Genomic DNA, 18796 nt, shown 5'->3' with positions numbered 1-18796 from the left:
ATGAACCGCAGGGGCGGATTTACGCTGGTGGAGCTGCTCGCGGTCATCGGTATCATCGGGGTGCTGATGATGCTGATCTCTCCGCAGATCGGGCAGGCGATTGCCCGCGCGCGGGAAACGGCCTGCCGCAACAACATGTCGGGGCTCCTGAAGGCGGCGATGGCGTTCGCGGCGGACAACAATGGTCTGATGGCGTCAGCGTGGAGCCGCGGATCTCAGTCGACGAACGATTGGGAAATGTGCTTCATTGGGCAGGAGCTGCTTCCCCCCGGCCTGACCGTGAGTTCGGAATGGCCCCAGGGCAAACTCGGTACGCTGTTGAACTATCTTGGCGGTCGAGATGCGGCCCGCCGGCTGAGCCGCTGTCCGGGATTGCAACCGGGTCCCCTCCGCAGCGGGACGGGCAGCAACGGGTACTTCGATTATGCAATGTTTGAGATTTTTGCGGGGGCGAAACAGTCTCGCATGCCGTCCCGGGCGCGGGTGGATCTGGGCTCTGGCTTGGAGGAAACACCCTGCCCGTGGTTGGTTGAGGAGGACCCGGCGGAATTTTTGAACGCTGGCTACATCCAGCCGTTTCACAAATCCACGGATCGGCTGGGTGCGTGGCATCGGGGGCGCGGGAACATTGGGACGCCGGAGGGAGCGGTCGTTTCGATCGGGCCGGCGCGCAAAACCGGCGGTATTTTCAAAAATCCGCGCTCGCAGGACTGGCGGGCGCGGGCACCGTCCGGGACCGAGATCCCGCTGTACAACGCGGCAGTGGCCGCGCCGAACGGCTGGGGCTGGTGGAATCGCCAGTAAGTTGGGCGTGATTTTTGCCGCGCCGGCCGGCCGACGATCACTCAGAAAGCAGTCTGCCGCCATTGGTTGGGGCGAGAAAGACTCCCCCGGGCTCGGTCACCGGTGCGGGCGGGCCAGCGGGCACATCGCACGCCGTTCAGGAGTCGGATGAGTCCCCTTCGCTGGCGCGATCTTCTCGCGCGTCGGCACCGGACTCGGAGCGGCCCATGCGATCCTGTAGTTGCCCGCGTTTCAATAGTTCGGCTTCAAACGCGCGGTGGTAGGCGGCTTCGCGCTCCCGCAGGATCAGATCGGCGATGTTCCGGCTCATGTCCATCAGACGGCCAGGGGGGGCAGGCTTGCGCTGGATGACGTGTGCGACCAGGCGCGTTGTTCCGTCAGGGCCCCCGCGGACAACCGGCGTGTACTCCCCCGCATTGCAGGTGGCCAGCTCGCCCATCAGTCGTTCGACCGCCGGATGGTTGGTGGGCATCCGCGTCGCCGTGAATTCTGGCGGCTGCTGGAGCGGAAGATTCCACCGGGCGGCCGCCTGGGCGAGTGTCGTCTTTCCGGCGCGAAGGTCGTGCAGCAGTGACTCCGCGCACGTGTCGAGTGCCGCCGAAATCGCTTCCTCGCGGGCGTCACGTTCGACCTCTACCCTCACGTCCGCTAGCTCGGGGATACGCGAGGGGAGCCGTTCCTTCAGCCACAGTACGAAGTAGCCACTTTCACCGCGAACGGGCAGGCTGAAGCGTTCGTCCGGCGCTTCCCTCAGCTCGAATGCGGCCCGGTTGAAACGAAGACCTGCGTCCACTGTCGCGAGGGGGACGTCCCGAAGCAGCGGCGGGGTCTCACGAACCTCCACGCCGAACTCGCGGGCCGCTTGCTCGAACGAGAGGGGGCGAGTCGGACGGTCCGGCGAAATGCGGCCAACGAACTCGAGCGCGCGCTGTTCAGCGCGGTCCATCGCTCGGCGTTGCCGGAGTGCCTCTACGATGGCGGGGCGAACTTCGTCCAGCGGTCGTACCCGACGGACGGTCTGGGTCGCCAGTTGCGCCGTTGCCGGCGTGTTGGTGGAAGAGGTCCCCGGCGGGGTCGGTGCCTCGACGAGGTTGGTCACAATTTCCTGTGTTTCAATGGTGTACTGCTGACGATGCTCGTCGTAGTAGTCCTCGATGTCGTTGGCTTCGGGGGGCGGCACCTCGGAAAGATGGTCGGCTGCTCGAAAATGGACATACTGGACGACCACCCGCGGCGGAATCGCGTAGTTGGTCATGTGGCGGGAGAAATAGTCCGCAATCTGTGCCTCGCTAAGGGCGATGTTGGTCTCGACGATGGAGGGGGGCAGCTCGAGGTACTCAATCTGGAACACGTCCTCGAGCACGGAGAAGACCCGGGCGATGTCGGCGGGCGGCGCGAGGACCGCCTGCGCCGTGATCATGCGGAGCCGCTGCAGTGCCAACTCCTGTGCGACGTGCTCCTCAAAGAACGGTTCTCCGAGTCCCGTCTCACCGAGCAGGCGATTTACAAATCCGCGATAGGCCTCGAGGCGAAAGCGGCCCTCGTGTTGAAACATCGGCTGGGATCGAATCGCGTCCTGGACTTCATCGGGTCGAATCACGATGCCGAGCCGCGCGGCTTCGCGCAGCGACGCCAAACGCTGCCATGCGAGTCGGCGCAAGGTGGGCTCGGTCCGCTCGTCCAGCGAAGGCATTTGTCCCGTTGCGGCCAGCGCGATGGCCAGCCGCACGTGTTGGAGAGCGTCCCAGTATTCGGCCCGCGTCACCGGTCGCCCATTCAGCACGCCGGCCGCACCGCGTTCCCGTTCTTCACGGCTCGCAAACAGGAAGGGGGTGCCCCAGATCACAAAGGAAAACACGATCACGACCAGAAAGATGATCCAGGTGATCCGGGACTGGATCATCGCGTGAAATTTCCCGATCCACATCGGCATGGCGCTGTTACCTTCCTTCCGCCGCCGGGCGGAAGCCCCGCATCGTGTCCGAAACCGCGGAGCGGGTCAAATCCGTTCGACCGCCCCTCCGCCCTTTGACTGACGCGCTCGGGTCTGGGTCAGATGCGGCACCGTGGCGCCGGCGTTCGAGCACGGTGAGATGGTGGGGCCGCATCGTCCGGCCACGATAGACCGGGTGTACCCAGCCCAGTGCGCGGACCGATTCGAAGTCCCGTCGCAGCGGATCGGGAAGATGCTCCGTTTTAGCGACGTAGAGCACTCGCTGAATGTCCGGCCGGTCGCGGTAGCCGGGCCAGAAGGCAAACTGGTGGGCGGGCGGATTGGAGGGAGGCGTATAGACCCAGGGGTGGCCTGGCGTGTAGTAGATGAGCAGTGAGGCAAGCTGATAGCCGCCGGCGATCACTGCGTCGCAGCGCTCCGTGGCACGAGCCCGCGCGACCTCCATCGCCAAGCTGCGGGCGCCGCCAATGCGCCGGAAACGATCATTCCCGAATATCCACGGTCCCAGCAGCAGAAGGTGCGCGGTGACCGCGAGAACCGCGTGCGCGGCAACCAGCTGGTGGGCTCGGCGACGGACCACGGGGTTGCAATCCATCGCCGGGCTCCACAAACCCGCCAGCAGCACGGGCGTCATCGCGAGGGCCGGGGCGGTCCAGTTTGGTTCCCATTCGCCGTTCAGGCTCACGAGCGCATAGGTCAGCGGCAGGGGCAGTACGAACGCGGCCAGAAAACGCAACGGCGCCCGCGCTTCTTCTCCACCTTGGCGGCGAAGGCCAGCGATAAGGGCCGCGGCGTACGCCGGCGACAGCACTGCGGCCTGACTGGCCAAGAAGCCGATCATCGCCAGTAAATCGCCGCGAAACGGTTGGTCCAGCGCTCCACGGGCTCGGAGATGCTGCAGCGTGGCCCAGCCATGGTTCCAGTTCCACACCAACGGGGGCACGAGACCCAGCAGGCCGATCCCGACGGCCAGCCAGAGCCCGGGCCGGCGCAGCCGGCGGCCGTCGGGGCATATCGCCGCCGCAATTGCATAGCTGGGCAGCTGGGCGAGGTTCGTGAATTTCGCGAGAGTGCCAGCGGCCACCGCCAGCCCCGCGCCGATCCAGTGGCGGCGTGCGTTTGTGCGCAAGGCGTCGTGCAGCGCGACGGCGCCGATCAGCCAGGCCGCAACGCTGAGGGGGTCGATCGTCATCAATAGACTGCCCACCAGCAGCAGTGGCATCGTCGCCGCGACGACCAGCGCGCGCAACGCCACGCGCGGCGAGTAGAGACGGCGTGCCAGACCGTACAGCGCCCAGCTGGAAATCGCGGAGGCGAGCACTGCCGGCAGCCGCACCGCCCATTCGGCGTCGCCGAACAGCCGGGTAGCGGCCGCAATCACCCACGCGATCGCTGGCCCCTTGCTGTAGTAACCAATGTCTAAATGTCGCGACCACACCCAGTAGTACGCTTCGTCGCCCGCCAGCTCCAGCGTGGCTGAGTACAGCAGCCGCAATATCGTCAGCGTCGCCACAAGGGCCGCGGCGCGCCGCGCCGTGATGGAGGTGTCGGTGTGTGTCTTCGCGGCCGGCTGGACCGTCGTCGCCATATCCGCCAGGATGGTAGGCAGCCGGCCGTGCGGGGCCAAGCCGCGGTTCGCGCGGCAGCTTTCTGGCCGCAGGACGGTTGAGGTGCAGGTCCATGAGCGAGCTCTCCGCGCCCTCGGCGACGATGAACGACGCCGACGTCCAAGCGATTGATCGGATTCGGGAGATGTGCGACCGCCTCCGCCGTGAGATCGCTCGTGTGATCATCGGCCAGGACGAGGTGGTCAGCCAGTTGCTGATCTGCCTGTTCTGCCGGGGGCATGCGCTGTTGATGGGCGTCCCCGGCCTCGCGAAGACCCTTCTCGTGCACACGATCAGTGACCTCATGCGGCTTCGTTTCAGCCGAATCCAGTTCACGCCGGACTTGATGCCCTCCGACATCACCGGCACCGAAATTCTGCAGGAAACCGACACGCCCGGCCGCCGCGCATTTGAATTTGTGCGGGGGCCGATCTTCGCGAACGTGGTGCTCGCCGACGAGATCAACCGAACGCCTCCCAAGACGCAGGCCGCGCTGCTGCAGGCCATGCAGGAGCAGGCCGTGAACTACGGATCGCAGCGCTATCCGCTGGATCCGCCCTTCTTCGTGCTGGCGACTCAGAACCCCATCGAACAAGAGGGGACCTACCCGTTGCCCGAAGCGCAACTGGACCGCTTCATGTTTTTCATTCGGGTGGACTATCCCACGGAGGAGCAGGAGCGACGGATTGCGCGGGAAACCACCGGTGATTCGCGCCCGGCGCTTTCGCCGATTCTTTCTGGTCCCGAAATCATCGAAGGCCAGCAACTCATCCGCCGCGTGCCGGTGCCGGATCACGTGATCGAGTACATTGTCCGGCTGGTTCGACGTTCGCGGCCTTCCTTGCCCGAGTCGCCGGCGTGGGTCCGTCGCTGGGTACAGTGGGGAGCCGGCCCGCGCGCGGTGCAGTTCCTCGTGCTCGGCGCTCGTGCGCACGCGGTGCTCCGAGGCAGCTATCTCGTGCAGGTGGACGACGTGCACGCCGTCGCGATGCCGGTGTTGGAGCATCGCATTCTGACGAACTTTCACGCCGAATCAGAGGGAATCGACAGCCGCGAAATCATCCGCCGACTGATCGCGGAGCTCTCGTCGGACGGCCGATGACGTCGCCGTCTCATCGCGAGTTGCTCGATCCGGCCATGCTTGCCCGGCTTTCACGGCTGACGCTGCAGGCGCGTTCGCCGATGCTCGGGACTGTGTCCGGACTGCATCGCAGTGCGACGCGGGGCTCCAGCGTGGAGTTTGCGGAGTACCGCAAGTATGTGCAGGGGGATGACATCCGGCATCTCGACTGGCGCGTTATCGCCCGGACCGACCGCTACTACATGAAAGAGTTCGAGGCGGATACCAACCTGCGCGCCTGGTTGTTGCTTGATGCGAGCGGTTCGATGGGCTTCCGCGGAACGCACGTGCGCCGGTTCGACTTTGCGCGACGTCTCGCCGCATCGCTCGCATGGCTGCTGGCACAGCAGGGCGATGCGGTGGGGTTGATGCTGTGCGCGCAGCCGGCGGCATTCGAACTGCCGCCGCGGCGTTCACCGGCCCACCTGAAACTGATCCTCGACGCGCTGCGGGACGCGGAGCCGGCCGGCGACACCGCGCTCGTGGAGGCGTTGCATCGCCTTGCCGAGCGCGCGCGCCGGCGTGCGATGATCGTGGTCATTTCCGACTGCTTTGCGGATGCCGCCGCAGTGCTGGATGGTTTCCAGCACATGCGCTTCCGACACCATGACCTGGTCGTTTTTCAATTGCTCGATCCGCTCGAGATTGGTTTCGCGTTTGACCGGCCGATGCGGTTCGATGATCTCGAGGGCGGCGGCGCCGTCGTCACGGACCCAGCGGTGATCGGCGACGACTATCGGGCGGCGGTCACCGCCCACCTCGCCGCGCTTGAACACGGCTGTCGTGAGTTCGGCGTGGACTACCGCCGAGTGTTGCTGGACGCGGATCTGGAGAATGTGCTCGCCGCATTCGTGCTGAGCCGATCACGGGCCGGCGGGGGGGCGCGGTGATCTTTCTGCAGCCCGAGCTGCTTTGGGGATTGCTCGCCGCGCCGTTGCCGATCGTGATTCACTGGTTGAACCGGCTCCGCTACCGACGGATGCCATGGGCGGCGACTGCCTTTTTGCGTATCGCGACCCGTACATCCACGCGTCGTTCGCGTATTCGGCAGTGGCTGATTCTTGCCTGTCGCGTCACAGCGTTGACCGCACTGCTGTTGTTGCTGACCAGGCCGCTGGCGGGGGGACGATTCGGCGCCATGCTGGCCGGCCCCCCCGACCTGGTGGTGATCGCGCTGGATCGCTCCGCCAGCATGGAGCTGTCCATGGGAGACAGCGGGCGGACGCGACGCGTGGCCGCGCTGGAAACGATTGCGCGGTCGCCGCGCGAGCTATGGCGCCAGACCAGATTTGTGCTGTTGGACAGTGCGACCCTCCTGCCTCAGACCATCGCCGAGCCGGCTGTGCTTCCGGAGCTGGCGGCCGCGGCGCCGACCGATGCTGGTGCGGACCTGCCGGCACTGCTCGGCGCCGCGGCGAAGGCGCTGGCGCTGGAGCGACCCGGACGCGCCGAACTTTGGGTCCTCAGCGACCTGCAGGCCTCTTCGTGGCGGCTAGAGGATCCGCGCTGGCGGGTTGTCGCCGCTTCGCTCGCGGCGCTCCCGCAGGATGTGACTGTGCGACTCTTCGCCAGCCGCGGTGCGCCGTCTGCCAACCGTACGCTGCGGTGGGTGGGGGTGCGACGCGTAGCGGTGAGCGGGCGATGGCGAGTGGATGTCGTCGTGGCGATCCGGGCGGAAGGTGCAGCCGCAAATCAGCCCGTGATGCTCTCGTGGAATGCGATGGGTGTGCGATCCGCCGCCGAAGTGAGACCCGGCCCTTCCTTCAGCACCATTCAACGCTCATTTGAGTGGCCGGTGGATCAACCTGTCTTTTGGGGGACGGTGGAGTTGCCGCCCGACGCAGCGCCTGTGGATGACCAAGTTTATTTCGCGGTGGCGAAACCGGCTGAAAGCCGGGCGGTGATCGTCGCGGAACATGACGAATGCGAACGCCGGCTGCGCTGGGCGCTGGCGCCGTTGGAAACGGGACATGTCGAGGTGGTCCGAGCTCGAGCCGGCTCGGTCGCTGCGGCTCTCACTGGCCGTGTCGCTTTGGTCGTGATTCAAGGCACGGAATTGTCGGAGGCGGACATCGCCGCAATTCGCCGCGTGGTCGCGGAGGGATCGAGCGCGCTCTGGATGCCCGGAACTGAAGCAGGGCACCGTCGCGGCGACTGGACATGGGGCACCTTGGAGTCGGCGCCAGAACATCCCTGGCGTGTTGCAGCATGGAACCGCCGGGACGGCCCGCTCCGCGATGGCTCGGATGGCCAGCCGATTCCGGTGGAGCGGCTCGCTGTGAGTCACCGCCGGGTGCCGACGACACAACCGCTGGAAGACGCCATTCATGCCGTGATGGGGGATGGCGTTCCGCTGCTTGTGGGCCGGGTGTGCGAAGCGGGCCGAACCTACGCGCTCGGCACGCTTCCGCTAACGGAATGGTCAACCCTGGCCGAAGGGTGGGTTTGGGTCCCGATGCTGCAGCGGATGCTCGAGGAAGGTGCGCGCCGGTGGGAGGCCGCCGACACGCTGCAGTGCGGCCAGTGGCCGGCCTTCGCGGACGGCGACTGGCGACCGATTGAGGGAAGCAGTTCGAGCCGGCCCGGTTACGGAGCGGGGATCTTCCGGCGAGGTGGCCGAATGATTGCGCTAAATCGCCCGCCGGAGGAGGATGAGGCGGAGGAGGTGCGGCCCGACTCGATTCGGCAGAAACTATCGCCCGTGCGGACCGTGTTTGCGGGCGACACAACGGCGCACGCTGGGGAGGAAACCGCGCGAGCGGAGATATCCGCCGCACTTGCAGTGCTCGCGATGTTGGCGCTTCTTGCAGAGAGCTGGTTGCTGGGCAGCGAGCACCGACCGGCCCTTCCGTGAACGGGGTGCTCCATTGGTCGCTGCAGGCGTCGCCCGCCCGGCTGGCGTTGTTGGCGGTGCTGCTGTTTGCCGCCGCGGCGCTGATGGTGCGTCACATCCGTCGCGCCGGCGATCGGACGACGCGCCGATTGGAGGCTCTGCGAGCAATCATTGTGCTCATGCTCGGACTCACCCTGTTACAGCCCGAAGTTGTGCGGCGGCTCGAGTCCCCGAGACAAACGCGGGTGGCGGTGCTGTGCGATGTGTCCGCGAGCATGGACACCGCCGACGTGGACGATGGCCGGGGAGGATGGGTACGGCGGTCGGAGTGGGTCCGGCAGGCGGTGACGAACCAGATCCGGACGGTGCTCGGCGGCCGGTACGAGACGGACGTGAAGGAAGTGTGCGCCCCGCCGGTTGGCGGCGGCACTGACCAGGGACAGACGGATCTGCACGCTGCGCTCGAGTCGGCACTCAGCGAGGCAAGATCGTTGCGCGCGGTTGTGCTGCTGTCGGATGGAGACTGGAACGCGGGACCGCCTCCGGCGCTGGCTGCGGCGCGGCTGCGCGCCGCCGGCGTACCCGTCTATGCCATTTGCGTCGGACGGGCGCAGCCACTACCGGATGTCGCCGTAGAGCGGGTGCTTGCGCCCGCGTACGGTTTGGCCGACGAGCGCCTGGACGTGCCGGTTGAGGTCCGCAACCGACTGGATCGTGAGCTGCAAACGGAAATTCGACTAATGCGGGACGGGCGTGTGGTCGACCGTCAGCCGGTGCGCCTTGCACCCCAGTCCAGCGCCCGCGCCCGTCTGACGGTGCGGCCGTCGGAGCCGGGTGAGGCCCTTTGGTCAGTGGAAGTGCCCGCTGAGCCGGAGGAAACTGATCGCCAGAACAATCGTCGCGACGTGCGAATTCCGATTCGCCGCGCGGTGTTGCGAGTGCTGCTGGCCGACACGCTGCCTCGCTGGGAATATCGATATCTGCGGAACGCGCTGATTCGGGACCCGGGCACAGAGGTCAAGTGCTGGCTGGCGCATCCGCAACTCCCACCGGGCGGTGGCCGGGATTATCTGCCGGCGTTTCCATCTGCGCGCGCGGAGTTTGCCTCGTTCGATGTGGTCGTGCTCGGGGACATTGGTGCCGGCGAGGGCGGGCTTACGGCGGCGCAGGCAGAGGAAATCCGTGGCCTGGTGGAGTATCAGGGAGGAGGTCTGATCTTGATTGCGGGGCGGCAGGGCCGGCAAGTCACCCTTGCCCAAACGCCGTTGCGTGATTTGCTACCGGTCGAACTGGATCCCACACATTCGCGGGGAGAAGCCTCCGCACTGGAGGCGCGATTCGAGTTGACGCCGGACAGTCGCGAGCACCCGCTCGTGCAGCTGGCGGACGATCCTGCGTCGAACGATTTGCTTTGGCGCGCGTTGCCTGGCTTTTTCTGGTATGCGCGTGTACTGCGCACACGGCCGGGCACCGAAGTGCTGGCTGTTCACGCATTGGCCCGTAACGAGGAGGGGCGCATCCCGCTGATTGCAGTGCGTGCAGCCGGCTTGGGGCGGGTGCTGTACATGGGCACGGACGCGGTGTGGCGATGGCGGCACGGAGTGGAGGACACCTATCATTACCGCTTCTGGGGACAGGTGATCCGCTGGATGGCGCACCGCCGGCATCTCGGACATGCCGAAGGGCTGCGGTGGTTTACAATGCCCGAACGTCCGCAGGTGGGACAACGCAGCCGGATACAGGTGATTGCAGCCTCAGGGGCCGCAGAGGCCGCCAACATCGGCACGATACATGCCCGGATCACGAGTCCGGACGGACGCGAAACGCAGATGCTTCTTGCTCCGGTGGAGCCCTCGTGGGGCCTCCACGAAGGGGTCTGGACAGCCGACCAGGCCGGCCCTCACCAGGTCGTCATTCGCGACGTCAGCTCGGGCGCCACAGTCGCCGGCATGATCGAAGTGTCCCCCCTGGTTCGGGAACGAGTTGGCGAGCCGGCGAGACCGGATGTGATGAGGGAAATCGCACTCGTCGGCGGCGGCCGCTGGGCCGACACCGCCGGCATCGCTGAAGCGCTTGCGGCGATTCACATGCTACCGGAAACGCAGCCGGTGGAGTTGCGGTTTCGTTTGTGGTGTCACCCGGTGTGGGGTGGGGCGATCGGGCTGGCCCTCACCGCGTATTGGTGCGCGAGGAAACTGGCAGGTAAGCTGTAACTGTGAGACCGGCGAACCCTGACCGCAGCGTCGCAATTGAACTACCGCTGGCGCTGCAGAGCCGAATCAGCGCGGTCCGAAAACGGCTGCGCCGGCTGGAGTCTGCACTGGCGGCCGGCCTGGCGGCGACGGGGGCGACGTCAAGCTTTCTTGTGCTCTACGTCTGCGACCGTCTCTGCGAAACGCCGTCGCCGGTACGATGGCTGTGCTCGATTGCCGGCGCCCTGAGCGTGGCACTGCCGTTTGCGCGCTGGTGGTGGCGGTGGATGTGGGCTCCGGCCGACCTCCGGCAGATCGCCCGGCGGATCCAGCGAAGGATTCCGGCGCTGGGCGACCGGCTGTTGGGGGCGGTCGAGCTCGCCGATCCGCAGAGCGGTTGCGCGGCCAATGCGTCGGCGCCTTTGCGCAGAGCCGCGATCGAACAGGTCGCGCGTGAGGCTGATTTGATCGACGTCCGGGCAGCAGCTCCGGCCGGGATGGTCCAGCGGATCGCGGTGATCGCGGTCGGCCTGTTTGCCGCTGTAACCCTTCTGGCTGTTCGACACCCCGAGCCCGCCCGGAACGCCCTGCATCGCTGGCTGCGGCCGATGGCCTCCATTGCGCGGTTTACCTTTGTGAGGATCGGCGAGCTGCCGGCTGAGATGATTGTTCCGCTCGGCGAACCGTTCGAGCTGGAATGCTCCGTGCAGGGGGGGAAGAGGCGGCGCCCCTTGAATGCTTCCTGCCGGGTCGGACGAATGCGTTGGAAACGTTTTGTCGGTGAGGAGGGCCGCGTCCGGTTCCAGCTTCCTGGCCAGAACCACCCGGCCTGGTTGACGCTGCGCGTCGGGGATGCGATTCGTCATCTCCGATTGCGGCCCGAACAGCGGCCGGCGCTCGTGGAACTGACTGCGACCATTCGCTCGCCGCCTTGGCACGGACGTGGCGACGAGACGCGCCTGGTCGAGGCCGGCTGGTTGACGGTCCCTGAGGCCGGGGCGGTGATGCTGCGTGGACGAACAACCCGGGACCTCGTGGCAGCCACCCTGAATGGCGCAGAGGGGCCGCCGATGAAGGTCGCCGATCAACGTTTTGAGACGCCCTGGCTGCTGGCAACAACCACCTCCCCACTCGGCGGGTCGCACCGATTGCCGGATGAGCTTGTGATCAACTGGCGTGACGTCCTCGGCCTCACGCCGGCCGTCCCGCTCCGCCTTCGCGTTCAGCGCGTGCCCGATGCCCCGCCCCGCGTGCGATGCGAGGGGCTCGAGGGTGCGGTCGCGATTCTCGAGGACGAGACGCTTCAGTTCGATGTGGTTGCGACTGATGACGTCGGGGTGCGTCGGATCTGGGTGGAATGGCGAGCCGCACCGCAGGGCACGTCAGCAGGCGGCGCCGGTCAGATGCGCATGGTCGCGGAGGGGGCGGCAGACCAGTCGCTTTTGCGGGGCACGGTGGCGATGTCCCCCGACGCGCTCCGGTGGCCGCCGGATACAACGATCGAGCTTTGGGCTGCGGCGCTGGATTACGCTCCCGATCGTGGACCGTCCTACACGCCGGTGTACCGGATTCTCGTTGTGAGTCGGGCGCGTCACGCACAGTTGCTGGAGCAGCAGGCACGCGCGATTCAGGCCGTCGTCGAGGAGCTTCGCCGTCGTGAAGAGGCGAGGCGCCATCTCTCGGACGAACTGGCGGCTCTGGGAGATCGCGAACTCACTGGCGCGATCAACGACGAGCGATTGCGCGGCTCCGAGAGCGGCGAGCAGCGCGACGCAGAACGCGCCTCGAAGCTGGCAGAAGAAGCAGCACGTCTGGCGCTCGAAGCGTTGCGCAATCCGGCGATCGCCGAGGCATCGGTGCTCGAGTGGGCAATGATTGCGGAACGCCTGCAGGCGGTGGCGGCCGGCGCAATGAGATCGGCGGCGGAGACGCTGGGGGCCGCCGGCCGCAGTACCACGGCCGGTCGCCGCCGGGAGCAGGTGCGGCAGGCCTCCATGCACCAGCGCACGGCAACAGACCAGCTGGCCTCTATCCTGCGCGATGCGGCCAGCGCCGGCGACGAATGGGCGAGCCGGTCATTTCTGGAACGCCTGCGTGAGCTTTCACAGCACCATGCAAGTTTAGCGGTCACGCTGCAAAAGCAGGTCTCCACACTTGCCGGGCTGTACCCTTCGGAGCTGGATCCAGAGCGGCGCGCGGAGTTGGCGCGGTGGGCGGAACTGCAGGCGCGCCGTCGCGACGATGCGCGCAACCTCCGTGACGACCTCGCGGGGTTCTATGAGCGCTCCCGTCGGCGGGTGTATGGTGAAATCCGAGAGGCGATGAGCAATCCGGATGTGGTGGAGCGCCACGACGAAAGCCGGCATGCGATCTTGGAGAATCACGTGATGGCCGCGATGGCTCTCAGCCGGCAGCTGGCGGAGGATTTCGCGCGGTGGGCGGAACTGCTTGCGCCCAACTCGTCAGGTTCCAGCGCTGGCGGTATTGGCGGGCAAACCCCTTCGCTGCCGCCGGAGGTGCTGATGGGATTGCTACGGGCTCGTGCGCGGCAGGAAAGCCTGCGCGAGGCGACCCGTCAGCTCGACCGTGAACGCAGCGAGCGCGAGGACTATCGCGCCGCAGCCAATACCCTCGCCGACCGGCAAGAGCAGATCGAGACGGACCTGCGGAAGCTCAACGATCTTGTCGGAGGGCGTGTCCTTCAGTGGATGGAGACGATCGAACAAACCATGCTCGTTTCGGCGGCGACGTTACGAGAACCTCAGACGGACGCCGCGGCGATTGCGATTCAGACCGAGATCATCGAGTCGATCGCGGCAGCATTGAGTGCGGCGACCGGCAGTCCTTCGGAAGGTCAGCCGGCTCCGTCGGCCGAGGCGATGTCCGCCGTGACGAGGATGTTGGAGGCGCTGGCGCGGGCCGGGGGCGGAAGCCTTGCGGGCGGCAACACTTCGCGGGCGTCGAGCGGACCTGATGGGGCGGGGGAGGGGACATCGCCCTCCGCGCGGCCGTCTCAGCGAGCCGCCGGCACCGTGGACGAGGCGGTCCCCGCGGAGTTTCGGGAGGTGCTGGAGGGATATTTCCGTGCGATTGAACGCCAACCCTAGGACCCACCGCCGATCGTGCGCAGTGCACATCCTGCTGGCTGCAGTTCTGGTCACGCAGGTCACGGCGAATGCCCAGGGCTGGGGAGCGATTCACGGCGACCCGGTGCCACCCGAGATGGACGTTGCGTACGTGCGGGGGCTGCAGTTTCTGGCCCGCACGCAGTCGCCGGAGGGCTTCTGGCCGGGCGAGGGAGAGACAGGGCCGGGTGTGGTCGGCCTGGCAGTGTTGGCGATGCTTGCGCGCGGTGACGATCCGGAAGCCGGTCCGTGGGCGGTGAACATACGCCGCGGCCTGGAGTTCATTCTGCGTCAACAGCGGTCGGACAACGGATACATCGGCCCCTCGATGTATCATCACGGGTTTGCGACGCTCGCGCTGGCGGAAGCATACGGCGCGGTGGATGATCCGCGTCTGGGGCCGGCACTGAAGCGCGCCGCCGACCTGATTCTCGCCTCTCAGGCACTGAACCCGACCGGCGGCTGGCGCTATTCGCCCGACGCACGCGATGCGGATACCACCGTCAGTGGTGCACAGATAGTCGCGCTGCTGGCGGTCCGTAACGCGGGCATTGCGGTACCGGACGCAGCAATCTGGCGTGCGCTGCAATTCTATGAACAGTGCCAAACCTCCGATGGACAGATCGGCTATACGGGCAACGATGGCGGAGGGAGTGGGGCGCGGAACGCGATCGCGGTGACCGTGGCCTTACTGGCGCGGGAACGTAGCTCACCACTGTTCCGGCGCACCTTTGAAGTGTTGCGCACGCGGGGCGATCAGGACGGTGGAGGCTATTTCTTTTACTACCTGTATTACGCGGCCCAGGCGTTCTTCCATGCCGATCCCGCCGCGTGGCGCGAGTGGAACGCGAAGAACATCCGCCGCCTGCTCGATACCCAGGGAGCCGATGGTAGCTGGAGCGGCCCCCACGGGCGGGTGTTCTGTACGAGTGCCGCGCTACTTTCTCTTGCAGTAAACTATCGCTACCTCCCCATCTATGAACGCTGATCAACGGCATAGCAAGCACTGTTCAAAGTCCGCGGGCCCGCTGGTGTTCGCGCTGTGGCTAGCGACGACACCGTTTGGTGCCGGCATTCGCGCGGCGATCGTCGTGGGGCCATCGTCCGGGGTACCGCCCGGCGTTACCAACGCCAGTTCGATTTCGGCAGAGCGCAGTGCCGACCGACCTCCGGAGCGCCCCCCCAACGATCGCCTCACGTTGACGGGAGGTGAATGGTTGTCCGGCAGCCTGGTCAGTGCTCGCAACGATACCGGCGAACTCGTCTGGCGGCATGGCGCGATCCGAGAGCTCCTGTCGGTGCGGCTGCAGGCGGTGACCGAGGTACAGCTTGCAGTGCCCGGCGCGGCGCGACGGCGATCCTCGGCAGACAGCGTCGTCCGATTGACGAACGGCGATGAACTGTTCGGACGGATCCTCTCGCTCGATTCGAACTCACTGGTGATTGCTGACACCGCTGCGGGTACGCTGCGGCTGGTCCGTGCGATGGTCGCAGAGTTCTCGCCCGCCGGCGGAGCCGGCGAGGTGTTGTACGAGGGACCGTCGTCGCTCGAGGAGTGGGCGTTACGTGGCGATCGAAGCCGTCAATGGGCGCTGAGCGAAGGGGGGCTGATCCCGCTCAACCCCTCGCCGATCGGCCGTGTGATCGAGGGGATGGGTGACCGGGTGCGAATCGATTTTTCAATCGACTGGAAGTTCTTCCCCGGCTTTCTGAGTTTTTGGTTCTTCCACGAGAAGCCCGAAGAACCGCAGGGGGACGCGTACATGCTGAACATTGTCGCAGCGCAACGCCTGGAGCTGAACCGCATGCGCGCCGGCGGCGGCAGCCAAGGCCTCGGCGGCGTTGAAATCGGTGAATGGACCGGCGGTGCGGCGACCATGCGCGTGACAATTTTTGCGGATCGCCGGCGGGGGGAAATTGCGGTGTCGGTCAACGACCGCGTGGTGCGACAATGGAAAGACACCCGAGATTTTCGGGGAACGGGGAATGCGATCACGTTCATGCCTCAGGGAGGTCGCGAGCTCCGACTCAGCGAAATTCGCGTGGTTCGCTGGACGGGGCGCCTCGCGCCACCGTCAGAGTCGGCAGAACGGGTCGACAGCGACGTGGTGGTTTTGGCGAACGGCGACACGATGTCCGGCCGAGTGCTCACCGTGGGGGAGGGACGGCTGCGCCTCGAGACGCCGTTCGCGCCGTTGGAGGTGCCGGTGGAGCGGGTTGCTCAAGTCATTTTCGCTGCGGAGTCACAGCTGCGGGCCCGGCGCCGGCCAAGCGATGTGCGGTTGCGCCTTGTGAGAGGTGGCCAGATCACGATGACACTGCGTGAGATCGACAGTCGGGTCATTCGCGGTGAGAGCGAAAACTTCGGCATCGCGGAAGTGCCGTTGGAGGCAGTGCAGCGTATCCAGTTCAACCTCTATGGCCCGGCGGTTCAACGGCTCGTCCCGTAACAGTCGCATGATCGCACGGTTTTTGTTGTTGGCGGTGGCAGCGGTGGGCAGCTCCGCGGAAATGTCGGTCCCCGTCCGGCAGTTTCAGCAGCGGCCGGCGATTCGGCTGATTGCGGCCTCAGGGCAATTCCGCTTCGACGGTGGAGATGCCGTTGACTTGTGGCTGGATGCTGCAACCTTGGGCGCAGTCGCGATGGCGGACGCCGTGACGGAACTGCCGGCATCGGTGGCCGCTGCGCGCCTTCCCTTGCCGGAAGTGGGCAGCGTCGGCGAACCTGGGACTTTGAGGGCCGATTGGTCGCCCTCGGAGAGAAAGATTGCGTTCTACGTTGGCACCATTCCGCTGGTGACCAACGAGGTGCCTGAGGGAATCGCGTCAGGGAGACTTCTGTTGTGGCATTTGGACCGCCTGGCGCTGCTCGCGTTGCCCAAGACTGGTGGCCGTGCGATCTGGATTTGGTCCGGGGGTGTACGCTTCCTCCTGCAGCTGCCCGACGCGGAGCAGTATTTCCTGTGCAGCCTCCAAGAGGCGATGCTTGGGGGCCGCCCCGTGGAAAAAACGGACTTGCTGGGCGGCATTTCGCTTGAGAGGCTCGATGCGGCAGGTGACGTGACGGTGAGTGGGATCTCACCGAAAGGGCAGCCGTTCCGGCACCGACATCTCATTGACAGCAGAGATCTTGAGGCGCGCGTGCAACGGGCGCTGATTGCATTGAATCGCGGTCTGAAGGTGAGAGTGCCTGCGCCGGCCCGTCTCTCGGAAGGCAACGTTCGATGAAGCGAGCGAAGGAGTCGCGGCCGCGATGCGCGGGCATCATCGTTCTCGGGGCCGTCCTCAGCGCCGGAATGCTCCTGGCCGCTGCGGCCCCGCCGGTAGGCGGGCGGGTAGGGGAGGGAGCCGATCCTGCGGCGATGGCGAAGGCGGCGCTCGAGCGGGGATGGGAAGGAATAGCGGAGTTGCGCCGGCTGGCGGTGAATGGTCCCGCGGAGGTCGCACCCGTCGCGATGCGTGCGTGGGCGGATGTGCGCTGGCAGGTTTTGGGCACGCCGGCCACGGGGGCGCTCTTCGCTGCGGAGGAATCGGCGGCGCTCACCGCGTGGGAGACATTGGTAGCTGAGCGCGGTGCCTCGGCGATGGCGGTCGCACTCAGATTGAGCGAGACCGCGGGTTTTACCGCCCGCGCGATGCGATTGTTGCCGGTGTTGCTCACGGCGGTGTCCCCGGCGGACGCGGCGGGCTGGATCGCCTCGCAAAAGGATCCGGACCTGGCGGGGCGACTCATTCGTTTCATGGTGGAGAGTGTGGAGCGTTCGACCGATGCCGTGGTGTTGAGCCGGGTTGTCGAGATCCTGTTGCTTCTCTGGCAGTACGACGAGGCGCTTCGAGTCGCCGAACGGGCTTACGCAACAAGCGGATCCGACGAGTTTGTGCGCCTGGCCGCCACCGCCCTGCGGCGGAGCGATGACGGGGCAGCTTTAGCGAGCGCATTCGACCGTCTGTATCGTGGTCGCTCCGATCGCGCCGGTCGCGAACGGGAGCTGGTTTTCTGGATACGCGTGGCGGCGGAGGCCGGGCGCGCAGAGCCGATCCGGGGGCGATTGCGGCCAGCCGATCTATTGCGTCTACCGTCCAGCGAGGCCGCGACGGTGGTGCGGGATTTGACGCGCCTCGGGCTGGCGCAGGATGCCCAGGAGCTGCTTTCAGGAGCGCAAAGCCCCTTTCAGATCTACCTGCGGGCGTGGGTTGCGCGCGTTGCTGGCGATCCATTGGCTGGAGATGCTGAAGCGGCGCTGGAGGCGGCCCTTGTCGATCGGGGGGAATTGAAAGAAGACGAGGCCCTCGCTACTGCCGATGTGATGGACCGGTTGGGCGACTCTTCCGCTGCCGCCCGTCTGTGGAGCCGAATCGTCGAGTCCGCGCCACGGGACACGATTCATGATGTGAATGCACACCTGCGGCTCGCGCGTTTGGCGGAGGCCACCGGTGATCTCAGGGCGGCCCTGTCGCACTGCGAAGAAGCGCTGCGGGTCAGCCGGAAACTCGATGCGCCATCGCTGACTGGTCCTGGCGGCCAGCGTGGGACGGAATGGTTGATGCGCGCGATCCTGGAGCTGCGGCGGCGGCTGGGGCGGCCGTCCGAGGGATCGGAATGAGCGAGGGAACGACAGAAGCTGTGGAGATGGCATCGGTTGTGCTAACCTGTGGCCATGGCGCGGCGACGGTACGACCTTGAAGGCAGCAACGATTTTCTGATCGCGGCGATTGTGCTGTTGGGTCTGGGCCTCTGGGCCATTAAGGATGGCTGGTTTCCATCGGCCCGCGTGCTGGAACGTCACCCACGAGAACTCCACGTGAGGGCACCAGCAACCGGCGCGGTGGTGGAGGTCCGAGTAATTGCGGGGCAAACGGTGCTATCGAACCAGCCAGTCGCTGTCTTCCAGATCGCGAAGGGTGGTGGTGCCTCAGAGCGTGTGGATTTGCGATCTCCGACGGCGGGGACGGTGTTGCGAGTGGACTCGATACGGCGCGAAGAGCTGCTGCCGGGCGATATCATTCTCTCCGTGGCGCCCGATGATATCTTTTACTCGTTTAACAAGAGCCTGGCGGTCATCTCGCTTGTGCTCGCGGTGGCCTGTTTGTTCGTCCATCGGGCGGTGAGATAAACCGCACACAGGGGTTTGTGCCCACAGCACGCGGACGAGCCGGTTTC

The 18796-nt window shown here is 66.1% G+C and carries 13 protein-coding genes; 11 read left to right on the top strand and 2 right to left on the bottom strand.

Features of this window, described 5'->3' with window-relative positions:
• On the top strand, positions 1-804 hold the full coding sequence (locus N2652_00835; protein MCX7817756.1) for a prepilin-type N-terminal cleavage/methylation domain-containing protein: 804 nt from the start codon (positions 1-3) through the stop codon (positions 802-804).
• Between the two features lie 136 nt (positions 805-940).
• On the opposite strand, the gene N2652_00830 is transcribed toward N2652_00835, so the two are convergent.
• A complete protein-coding gene (locus N2652_00830) occupies positions 941-2731 on the bottom strand; it encodes a SurA N-terminal domain-containing protein (protein ID MCX7817755.1) in 1791 nt (596 codons plus the stop codon).
• Between the two features lie 13 nt (positions 2732-2744).
• Positions 2745-4346, bottom strand: coding sequence for a glycosyltransferase family 39 protein (locus N2652_00825; GenBank protein ID MCX7817754.1), 1602 nt, complete (start codon positions 4344-4346; stop codon positions 2745-2747).
• Positions 4347-4438: 92 nt separating this feature from the next.
• Between N2652_00825 and N2652_00820 the strand changes: the two genes are divergently transcribed.
• From N2652_00820 to N2652_00775, 10 genes are all read left to right on the top strand, one after another.
• Positions 4439-5467 carry a MoxR family ATPase gene (locus N2652_00820; GenBank protein MCX7817753.1) on the top strand — a complete coding sequence of 343 codons (1029 nt, stop codon included), beginning with the start codon at positions 4439-4441 and terminating at the stop codon, positions 5465-5467.
• Positions 5464-6375, top strand: a complete 912-nt coding sequence (locus N2652_00815; GenBank protein ID MCX7817752.1) for a DUF58 domain-containing protein — start codon at positions 5464-5466, stop codon at positions 6373-6375. The genes N2652_00820 and N2652_00815 overlap by 4 nt, the downstream gene beginning before the upstream one ends.
• Positions 6372-8339, top strand: a complete 1968-nt coding sequence (locus tag N2652_00810) for a BatA domain-containing protein (protein MCX7817751.1) — start codon at positions 6372-6374, stop codon at positions 8337-8339. Before N2652_00815 ends, N2652_00810 begins: the two co-directional genes overlap by 4 nt.
• The gene (locus N2652_00805) at positions 8336-10531 is read left to right on the top strand and encodes a hypothetical protein (GenBank protein MCX7817750.1); all 2196 of its coding nucleotides are present in this window, start codon (positions 8336-8338) and stop codon (positions 10529-10531) included. The genes N2652_00810 and N2652_00805 overlap by 4 nt, the downstream gene beginning before the upstream one ends.
• Before the next feature lie 2 nt (positions 10532-10533).
• The gene (locus N2652_00800; protein MCX7817749.1) at positions 10534-13617 is read left to right on the top strand and encodes a hypothetical protein; all 3084 of its coding nucleotides are present in this window, start codon (positions 10534-10536) and stop codon (positions 13615-13617) included.
• 22 nt (positions 13618-13639) lie between these two features.
• Positions 13640-14623, top strand: coding sequence for a terpene cyclase/mutase family protein (locus tag N2652_00795; protein MCX7817748.1), 984 nt, complete (start codon positions 13640-13642; stop codon positions 14621-14623).
• Positions 14613-16085 carry a hypothetical protein gene (locus tag N2652_00790; GenBank protein ID MCX7817747.1) on the top strand — a complete coding sequence of 491 codons (1473 nt, stop codon included), beginning with the start codon at positions 14613-14615 and terminating at the stop codon, positions 16083-16085. The genes N2652_00795 and N2652_00790 overlap by 11 nt, the downstream gene beginning before the upstream one ends.
• 7 nt (positions 16086-16092) lie before the next feature.
• Complete coding sequence (locus N2652_00785; GenBank protein ID MCX7817746.1) at positions 16093-16863, top strand: hypothetical protein; 771 nt, start codon at positions 16093-16095, stop codon at positions 16861-16863.
• A gap of 134 nt (positions 16864-16997) precedes the next feature.
• A complete protein-coding gene (locus N2652_00780; GenBank protein MCX7817745.1) occupies positions 16998-18239 on the top strand; it encodes a hypothetical protein in 1242 nt (413 codons plus the stop codon).
• 54 nt (positions 18240-18293) lie between these two features.
• Complete coding sequence (locus tag N2652_00775; protein ID MCX7817744.1) at positions 18294-18749, top strand: hypothetical protein; 456 nt, start codon at positions 18294-18296, stop codon at positions 18747-18749.
• Positions 18750-18796 lie beyond the last annotated feature (47 nt).

The sequence above is a fragment of the Kiritimatiellia bacterium genome, assembly GCA_026417735.1.
Classification (GTDB): Bacteria; Verrucomicrobiota; Kiritimatiellia; order PWTM01; family PWTM01; genus CAACVY01.
The sequence above is the reverse complement of the archived record's forward strand: the minus strand, read 5'-3'. Positions and strand labels throughout refer to the sequence as shown.